Annotated in this window: 13 protein-coding genes; 5 read left to right on the top strand and 8 right to left on the bottom strand. The window is 47.1% G+C overall.

All coding sequences use genetic code 11. The annotated features are described in order from the left end of the window. The 8 genes from HKN88_06870 to pspA all read right to left on the bottom strand — a co-directional run. Positions 1 to 1815, bottom strand: a 1815-nt coding sequence (locus HKN88_06870) for a diguanylate cyclase (GenBank protein ID NNC97780.1), incomplete at its 3' end; no start/stop codon positions are given. Positions 1816 to 1978: 163 nt separating this feature from the next. Beyond that, complete coding sequence (locus tag HKN88_06865) at positions 1979 to 2176, bottom strand: nuclease (GenBank protein ID NNC97779.1); 198 nt, start codon at positions 2174 to 2176, stop codon at positions 1979 to 1981. Beyond that, positions 2121 to 2537, bottom strand: a complete 417-nt coding sequence (locus HKN88_06860) for a hypothetical protein (GenBank protein NNC97778.1) — start codon at positions 2535 to 2537, stop codon at positions 2121 to 2123. The genes HKN88_06865 and HKN88_06860 overlap by 56 nt, the downstream gene beginning before the upstream one ends. Then, positions 2518 to 2766, bottom strand: a complete 249-nt coding sequence (locus HKN88_06855) for a hypothetical protein (GenBank protein NNC97777.1) — start codon at positions 2764 to 2766, stop codon at positions 2518 to 2520. The genes HKN88_06860 and HKN88_06855 overlap by 20 nt, the downstream gene beginning before the upstream one ends. Positions 2767 to 2825: 59 nt before the next feature. Beyond that, entirely contained in the window at positions 2826 to 3221 is a 396-nt protein-coding gene (locus HKN88_06850) for a PspC domain-containing protein (GenBank protein NNC97776.1), read from the bottom strand. Then, complete coding sequence (locus HKN88_06845) at positions 3221 to 3559, bottom strand: PspC domain-containing protein (protein NNC97775.1); 339 nt, start codon at positions 3557 to 3559, stop codon at positions 3221 to 3223. Before HKN88_06845 ends, HKN88_06850 begins: the two co-directional genes overlap by 1 nt. Positions 3560 to 3738: 179 nt before the next feature. Then, positions 3739 to 3954 (bottom strand): envelope stress response membrane protein PspB, encoded by a 216-nt coding sequence (gene pspB, locus HKN88_06840; GenBank protein NNC97774.1) that lies wholly within the window; start codon positions 3952 to 3954, stop codon positions 3739 to 3741. A gap of 42 nt (positions 3955 to 3996) precedes the next feature. Then, positions 3997 to 4665 carry a phage shock protein PspA gene (pspA, locus tag HKN88_06835; GenBank protein ID NNC97773.1) on the bottom strand — a complete coding sequence of 223 codons (669 nt, stop codon included), beginning with the start codon at positions 4663 to 4665 and terminating at the stop codon, positions 3997 to 3999. A gap of 200 nt (positions 4666 to 4865) precedes the next feature. On the opposite strand from pspA, the gene pspF reads away from it, so the two are divergent. From pspF to HKN88_06810, 5 genes are all read left to right on the top strand, one after another. After that, entirely contained in the window at positions 4866 to 5915 is a 1050-nt protein-coding gene (pspF, locus tag HKN88_06830; protein NNC97772.1) for a phage shock protein operon transcriptional activator, read from the top strand. Further along, positions 5915 to 6415, top strand: coding sequence for an N-acetyltransferase (locus HKN88_06825; protein NNC97771.1), 501 nt, complete (start codon positions 5915 to 5917; stop codon positions 6413 to 6415). The genes pspF and HKN88_06825 overlap by 1 nt, the downstream gene beginning before the upstream one ends. 59 nt (positions 6416 to 6474) lie before the next feature. Continuing rightward, entirely contained in the window at positions 6475 to 7584 is a 1110-nt protein-coding gene (locus HKN88_06820; GenBank protein ID NNC97770.1) for an S-(hydroxymethyl)glutathione dehydrogenase/class III alcohol dehydrogenase, read from the top strand. A 10-nt stretch (positions 7585 to 7594) separates the two neighbouring features. Continuing rightward, positions 7595 to 8503 carry an S-formylglutathione hydrolase gene (gene fghA, locus HKN88_06815; protein ID NNC97769.1) on the top strand — a complete coding sequence of 303 codons (909 nt, stop codon included), beginning with the start codon at positions 7595 to 7597 and terminating at the stop codon, positions 8501 to 8503. Positions 8504 to 8561: 58 nt separating this feature from the next. Then, positions 8562 to 8716: hypothetical protein (locus HKN88_06810; protein ID NNC97768.1), on the top strand; the 155-nt coding region annotated here is incomplete at its 3' end.

Below are 8716 nucleotides of genomic sequence, written 5' to 3'. Positions count from 1 at the left end.
TTTTTGGTCGGTATGCATTAATGGCTGATAATGCAAAACAAACTGTTTTTCCTTGACTGCGCGTATGAGTGCTTGCTCTTTTTGCATGCGTTGGGTTTCGTTGGCATTTATTTTTTTAGAATAAAAGCTGTAACGCGCTTTGCCTTTGAATTTAGCCTGGTACATAGCCTGATCAGCGTGCTTGAGTAATACTCGTGCGTTTTTACCGTCGCCAGGGAAAATTGATATGCCAATACTTGCGGTTACGAATATTTCCTCATTGCCGTGTTCGTGCGGTAAAGCCAGTGAATCAAGAATCTTGCGCGCAACAATCCCTGCATCTGAAACATTTTGCAGGTCTTCAATCATCACGGCAAATTCATCACCGGACAAACGTGCCACTGTATCCTGTGAGCGGATTGTGGAGCGTAAGCGGCTAGCCACACTTTTCAGAACCACATCACCGGCTTCATGACCATACATGTCATTAGCCATTTTAAATCCATCAAGATCGATGAACATTATCGCAACTTCCGTACGTTCTCTTTTGGCACGGGCAAGTGCGCGTTCAATACGATCACTCAAAAGGCTACGATTTGGAAGCGAAGTTAAGGCATCGTGATGTGCCATGAACTGTAGAGCTTCCTCGTTTTGAATGCGTTCACTTATGTCGCGGCCAGTTGCCACGAAATGCGTGATCATTCCGTGTTGATTACGCATCGGTGTTATTGACTGTTCAAAATGATATTCATTACCGTCAGGGCGGGAATTAATGAATACACCCTTATAAACCTTGCCACGTGCCAGAGTATCCCAAAGGTCATTATAAAAGTCGTCGTCATGATAATCCGACCTGAGTAAGCTGGCATTACTGCCAATCGCCTGTGACTTTTTGTAACCGGTTATTTTTTCAAAAGACGGATTAACGTATTCAATTTTACCTTCATTGTCTGTGATGATCACCGATTCTTCGGCCTGGGCTACAGCTCTACTCAGTTTGGACAAATTAATTTCAGTTTTAGAACGTTCTGCCACTTCCGAAATCAGCTTGCGGTTGGCCCGGGTCAATTCTTCTGTACGGGCCTCTACTTCGTATTCCAGGGTGGCTTGTTGGTTTTTGAGTTTTAACTGGGCTGCCTGGATCTGGGTCATCAGTGTATTGAAACCGCTGATCATTTCACCCAGGTCATCTTTGGTTGTGACCTTTATCCGTTTGGAGTAATCTTTTTCTTGAATCACATACTGGATAGCTCTGGAAAATTTAACAAAAGGCCTGGCCCATGTTTGTTGTGTGCTTCTCCAGATCACGAAACTGATCAGCGTTGCCATGGCCAGAGCAAGTAAGGAGAAGAGCACTATAAGTTTCAGGCGATCATATAAAGGTTGTAATGAGGCCAGAATCGAAATCGAGGCGATGACCTGATTGCCGTTAAACACGGGTTCCGAGATCAATATTTCATTTTGGCTTATCAATGGGTCTTGTTTGGCTGGATTAAATTTCAATTGCGGCGAAATATCACTTTGATTGAATAACAGGTCATTTTTATAACTAGCCACCACACTTGATTCATTTTCCGCCTGATTGCCGGGGGTAAAGATCTTTGCCTCGATCACATGATTTTGGTTGACCAAAGTGTTTAAGGCGTTATTCGCATAAGCAGGATCTTTAAGTGAGATACTGGCATTGGCACTGGCACCCAGTAAGCTGGCTGTGGTTTGCAGATTTTCAACCAGGTCATTTCGCGCTGCATTGAACGTGATCACGACCACGATCGTCAACACGGTTAAAACCGCGAGCAACGAGCTGAGCATCGACGACAACGTCAGCTTATGCATGTAGTTCAGTTTATTTAACCAACCTGTCATATCTTATTCATATTTCTAGAATTATCTGAATGATAGAGGCTAAATCACAAAAAAACCATCGATACGGTCACATTCCGGGCACGGATACGAGATTTAGGGGACAAAAATGATGAAAAACATCAAATTCAGCTGATTATTGACTTTTTCGCCATTCCCAGGGAGCGACAGGACGAGCACCGGCCCATAGACCCTGTTGTTGTGATTTTGCTCGTTTTTCAAGCCGCGCCCAACTTGGTTCATTTTGATACTGTCGATACACCCAGGCCGCGCCTTGCTCAAGCATGGCGAGATTGATATTCAGGTCGTCCTGAACACGAATGAGTAGTACCACTTCGCGTTGATAACGATCCGTTGTGCTTTTGCACAAGAACGGTTTTTTTCAGTGTCAGATTTTCAAGTATGTGTTTGGCATCTTGCCCAAAGGCTTGATTGTATTCCGGCGCGTCTATGCCGAATAAACGCACCTCTTTTTCGATTCCTTGTGCATAACGCAAGATCAGTGAATCACCGTCTTTAACTTTAATCACTAAAGCCGAGTGTATACTTTGCGAGTTTGGATCTTGTGTAGACTCCGGGTCAGCCGTGCAGGCCGATAAAAACGGCAAGCCTGAAAGCAAAAAAGCCAGCACGAAAAATCGTCTGGCTCCGGTGAAAATTATTTGTTGAAAATACTTAAGCAGCATCCAGTTCATCGAACTGTTTTTTCAGATCATAGTTCTTGTCGGTGACAATTCTTTCAAGCACTTTTATGCGCTCTTCCAATGCCCGGATCTTTTGTTGCTGGCGGTTTTCCGAGTCCTGGAATTTTCCCAGCCATTCACTGCTACTGCCCTTACTGCGTTTGTTTTTGGAGTAGATGCGATACATTTCACATATAACCCCCATAAACACGATCAGTGCAACCATATCAAACACGCCCATCACAATCTCCTGATTAATTCACAACTTGAAATCACACTCAAAATATATCACTTACCGGACTATAAGTCTTGAAAATCACGGTCCAGATTGTAACGTTTTGAGGTTACATAACGTTCCATTCTTTGCAAACGTGTTTCCATGTTTCTAAAGCGGTGTTTGACCTCGTCCACTGTACCGACCGGCGAGCGTCTGTACGAACGCCACATTTGTTCTAATGACGGACTGGCATAAAGGTTTTCCGGTTTGACCGGCAGTACAAAGGCCAGGATCACATACACCACGATCATGGGAGGAAACATGATGCACAAGATGATCCCGACACACTGGGTGGGACCTTTTTTCAGGCCCAGGTAATCGGCAATCCCGGTAAACACTCCGGCCAAACTGCCATGCTTGGGGTCACGGTACAAGGTGCGCGGGCTCGGGCGACGATAATCATCATCAAAGCGACTCATTACTCATTCTCCTCATCAGTGAAAGTAGCATCGTGTTGCGGGTAAGGCGCTTGCTCGCGACGACTGGCCGAACGCCAGAAGCCTTTTTCATCGCGCCCGTAAAAAGCCAGATTTTTTTTACGCAAGACAAAAGTTGCAGCGATGTAGGTGATCAGGGTCGGCAAGGTTAAAACCAGACCCAAGAGCACAGTGACTACCCGCACCATAGTGACGTCCCAGTTCATTTTGTCGGCTATGCCGGCGCACACCCCGCCAAGATAGCCTTGCTCGTCATCGCGATAAAACGCCAAATGTTCACGGGCCTGGCGTTTGGCGCCGCGCTTGGCTCTAGAGTACATTTTGTCAAAGCCTGATGACTCTTTGAAGTTATACAAGGCTTCTTCAAAATCTATTGTGGTCTCATCCTGTTCATCGTTAGCATTGAACCAATTGGCGCGTTTTTTTGCCGCGCGTTCCTGATCCGCTTTGCGACGATAATACCGCACACGTTCGCTGTAACTTTCACCTGCTGCTGTATTCATTTTTTGCTCCAGTCTTTGTTGTCCCGGTCCAGAATCACTTCCAAAGTGTCAATCCGTTCTTCCAGTCGTTGGGATAAATTCCATAACTCTTCGAGTAATTGCTCATCACCCTTGGTTAAACTTTTGGTTTTTCTCCAGGCAGTGCCGTAGTGCAGAACCAGCCAGATCGGGGCCACAACTACCAAGAATAAAATACCTAATGTTTCAGCCATTACAAACTCCAGTCAATTAAAAATTGTCTAAACTAACATTGCTTACGAAGCCGTGTTTTGCACTTTTTGTTTCAACTCGGCAAGTTGTGACTGGATGTCCTCATCGTTCTCCAAATCAGCAAACTCATCACGTAGATCACGCGCGCGACCCAGATCATATGACTCTACCCGCCCTTCGACGTAATCCATTTTGCGTTCGAATTTTTCAAACCGCATCAAGGCATCATCAAATTTGTTGTCATAGATCTGACGTCGAACTTCAAGTTGTTTGACGGCGGTGTTCTGACGCAGGATCAGAGTTTTTTGACGATTTCGTGCATCCGCCAGTTTGTCTTCCAGACGCGCGATGTCCTGATTAAGTTTTTCCAAACCCGATTCAACATCTTTAACTTGTTCCTTGATCACGTCGGCGCTGAACAACAGTTCATTCTTTTCCGTCAATGCGGCCTTGGCCAGATCTTCACGATCTTTTTTGATCGCCAGTTCTGCTTTGCTTTGCCATTCATCGGCTTCCGCAGTGAGATTGCCGTGCTTGCGTGACAATTCTTTTTTGTCAGCAATGGCCCGGGCCGCGGCGGTGCGCGCTTCAACCAGGGTGTCTTCCATTTCCTGAACCATTAAGCGTACGATCTTTTCCGGATCTTCGGCTTTGTCCAGCATGGCGTTCAAGTTGGCCTGGATGATGTCTGTCATTCTTGAAAAAATACCCATTGTGTTACTCCAAAATTCGGTCTTCAGTTACTCTGGATAATGCAACCACTGTGCCAAAACTTAGAAATCCTTTTATCTTATTGTTTTTATTGATAATTATTAGAGTAGAGCAAATAATTTGATCAAATTGACAACGTATTATTTGGTCATTTTGACTAAATATATTAAACATTTGCTCATATTTTAGTTATTATTCTCATATGGAATTGAACACAAGTGAGCGTAGTCAGGCAATTGGTGAATCACCGGCCTTTTTGGCCACTCTTGAGCAAGCCTCTAAAGTTGCCCCCTTAAGTAAACCCGTATTAATCATTGGTGAACGTGGCACGGGTAAAGAGCTGATCGCAACCCGTCTGCACTACCTTTCGCCCAGATGGGAACAGCCTTTTATCAAACTCAATTGTTCTTCGTTAACCGAAACTCTTCTGGAGAGCGAGCTCTTCGGGCATGAAGCCGGTGCGTTTACCGGAGCGGTCAAGCAACACATCGGACGCTTTGAGCGCGCCGATGGTGGCACCTTGTTCCTGGATGAACTGGCAACTATTCCCAAACGCATGCAGGAAAAAATTCTTCGGGTAATTGAATACGGCGAATTCGAACGGGTTGGCGGCAGCAAAACCATCAATGTGAGCGTACGCATTGTTGCGGCCACCAATGCAAACTTGCCCGAGCTTGCCAAGCAAGGCAGTTTTCGCGCCGACCTCCTCGACAGACTGGCCTTTGACGTGATCAACCTGCCCGCTCTGCGTTATCGACAAATGGATATTTTGTTGCTGGCCGATTTTTACGCTATAAACATGGTGCGTGAACTGGGCTGGCCGTACTTCCCGGGTTTTAGCCAGGATGCACAACAAGCATTATTAAATTACACCTGGCCGGGTAATATCCGTGAATTACGCAATGTGGTGGAGCGCTCGCTGTATCGCAGTGACTGGACCGAAGAACCCATAGACTCGATACGCTTTAATCCTTTCAAAAGCGAATACATACACCGTTTTGACGCCATCAGCGAGCCGCAAAAAAGCCTTAGACAAACCATTTCACCGACTGAACAGATTGATGTCACTGCATTGCAAACCCCGCTTAAACAAGCCGTTGCCACACTCGAAGTACAGATGATCGGTCTGGCCATGCAGGAAAGTAAACACAATCAGGCGCAGGCGGCGAAACTGCTTGGACTCAGTTATCACCAGTTACGTGCACTGTTAAAAAAACACGACTTACTCAAAACCTATGGACGCAAAAACTGATGTTACGTGAATTACACACACAAGACATTTCTGATGTAACCGACATTTACAATCATTACATTGAAAACACCACACACACTTTTGCCGAACAAAAAGTCACTCCGGATTACTTGCTTCAACAAATCGAAGCATCCCGACAAAAAAACCTTCCCTGGTTAGTCTGTGAAAATGCCGGTCAGATAATCGGTTACGCCTATGCGGGTCCCTGGAAACCGCGTAGCGCCTATCGGCACACGGTTGAGAGCAGCATATATTTATCGCCTGAGCACCAGGGGCACGGGGTTGGCAGTGAATTGTATTCCGAACTTATTCAGCGCTTACGCGAGCAAACCGACAGCCATTTGATCCTGGCCGGCATCACTTTGCCCAATGAAGCCAGTGTGCGCCTGCACCAAAGACTGGGGTTTGAAAAAACCGCACACTTTAAGGAGATCGGGTATAAATTCGGACAATGGCTGGATGTCGGCTACTGGACCCTGACCCTGCCGCGACCGGTCTGAATACCCAGGCATTTCTGCTAAACTGATTATTTACCAAATCCCTTATGCAAGGAGCGAACATGAAATCCCGTGCTGCAATTGCGCTTGGCGCCGGTCAACCGCTGGTGATCGATGAAATAGATGTACAAGGACCCCGGGAAGGTGAGGTGCTGGTGCGTATGGTGGCCACCGGAGTTTGTCATACCGACGCCTTTACTTTATCCGGCGACGATCCGGAAGGCATATTTCCGGCCGTGCTTGGCCACGAAGGTGGTGGTGTTGTCGAAGCCGTTGGCGAAGGTGTGAGTTCTGTCAAGCCAGGCGATCACGTTATTCCTTTGTATACACCGGAATGTCGTCAATGTAAATTTTGTTTATCGGGCAAAACCAATCTCTGTCAGGCCATTCGCGCCACCCAGGGCAAGGGTTTAATGCCGGATGGCAGCACGCGCTTCTCCTACCAGGGCAAGCCGCTGTTTCATTACATGGGCACATCCACATTTTCCGAATATTCGGTGTTACCGGAGATATCGATCGCCAAGATCAACCCGGCCGCCCCTTTGGACAAAGTGTGTTTGCTCGGTTGCGGTATCACCACCGGGATTGGTGCGGTTTTGAATACCGCCAAAGTGGAAGCCGGCGCCACGGTCGCCGTGTTTGGTTTAGGCGGCATTGGTTTAAGCGTGGTGCAAGGCGCGGTCATGGCACAAGCCTCTCGTATTGTGGTGATCGACATCAATGAAGACAAATTCGATATGGCCAAAATGCTCGGCGCTACCGATTTTGTTAATCCGACAAACTACGACAAGCCCATTCAGGAAGTGATCGTTGATCTGACCGATGGTGGCGTGGATTATTCCTTTGAATGCATCGGCAATGTGGACGTTATGCGTTCGGCCTTGGAATGCTGTCATAAAGGCTGGGGTGAATCGGTCATTATTGGCGTAGCCGGTTCGGGTCAGGAAATCAGTACCCGTCCGTTCCAGCTGGTCACCGGACGCGTGTGGCGTGGCACGGCCTTTGGCGGTGTACGCGGTCGCACGGAGTTGCCCGAGTATGTGGAGAATTACATGAAGGGTAAAATACAGATCGATCCTATGGTCACACACACGATGGGACTGGAGGACATCAATACGGCATTCGACCTGATGCATGAGGGCAAAAGTATTCGCTCTGTAGTCATTTTTTAGAGATTAATAAATGGAAAATCTGAAACAAGAAAAATTTGATCTCAACCAGGCACTGGAAACCGCGGGAGTTGTGAATGTTGACGTGGTCTCAGCCAATCGCTGTTTTGGTGGCTTGCACTTACGCTTAAAGCATTATGCCGAATCCCTTAAATGCGACATGATCGTCGGCGTCTATATACCGCCAAGTTTACTCACCGATGAAGCCTTTAAAACACCCGCCTTGTATTGGTTGGCAGGGCTCACCTGTACCGATCAAAACTTTTTACAAAAAGCCGGAGCGATGCGAACGGCATCAGAATTGGGCCTGGTACTGATCTGCCCGGACACCTCTCCACGTGGTGATGGTGTGCCGGACGCTGACGCATACGACATGGGTCAAGGCGCAGGCTTTTACCTGAATGCCACCCAGGAACCCTGGGCTAAAAACTATCAGATGTACGATTATGTAGCCTGTGAACTGGTCGCCTGGTGCGAGAAACACCTGCCAATCACCAGCGCGCGCTCCCTATGCGGACACTCCATGGGCGGACATGGTGCTTTGACCATCGCCTTCAAAAATCCCGGCACCTATCGATCCGTATCCGCTCTTGCGCCGATCTGCAATCCGTGCAATGTGCCCTGGGGACAAAAAGCCCTGGCAAATTATCTGGGAGAGGACAAACAAGCCTGGGTCCAATACGATGCCATGGAATTATTAGCAAATGCCAGAGAAAGACTGCCGTTGTTGATCGACCAGGGAACGGACGATGAGTTTTTAGCACAATTAAAAACCCAAGACTTTGCCAAGGCTTGTAAACAACACAAGCATCCCGCCGTCATCCGAATGCAGGATGGCTACGACCACAGTTACTTTTTTATCGCCACTTTCATTGATGATCATATACATCATCATGCCCGAGCCCTGGGCCTCACCAGCTAGAGACAAATTTTTTTCAGAACTTTATACTTAGGACCATATTTAATTAAAGGATTTTATTATGCGAATTCATCGATCAATCCCAACCTTACTTTTTTTATCCCTGTGCCTTGGGTTTGCGGCGTGTAGCAAAAAAACTGAACAACAATATCCGCATTTACAGTTTATTCCAGCCGACACCACCTATGCCATCGTGAGTCTGGAACCTGCCCCGGA

The sequence above is a fragment of the Gammaproteobacteria bacterium genome (assembly GCA_013001575.1).
Classification (GTDB): domain Bacteria; phylum Pseudomonadota; class Gammaproteobacteria; order Steroidobacterales; family JABDMI01; genus JABDMI01.
This window is presented reverse-complemented; position numbering and strand designations above follow the sequence as displayed.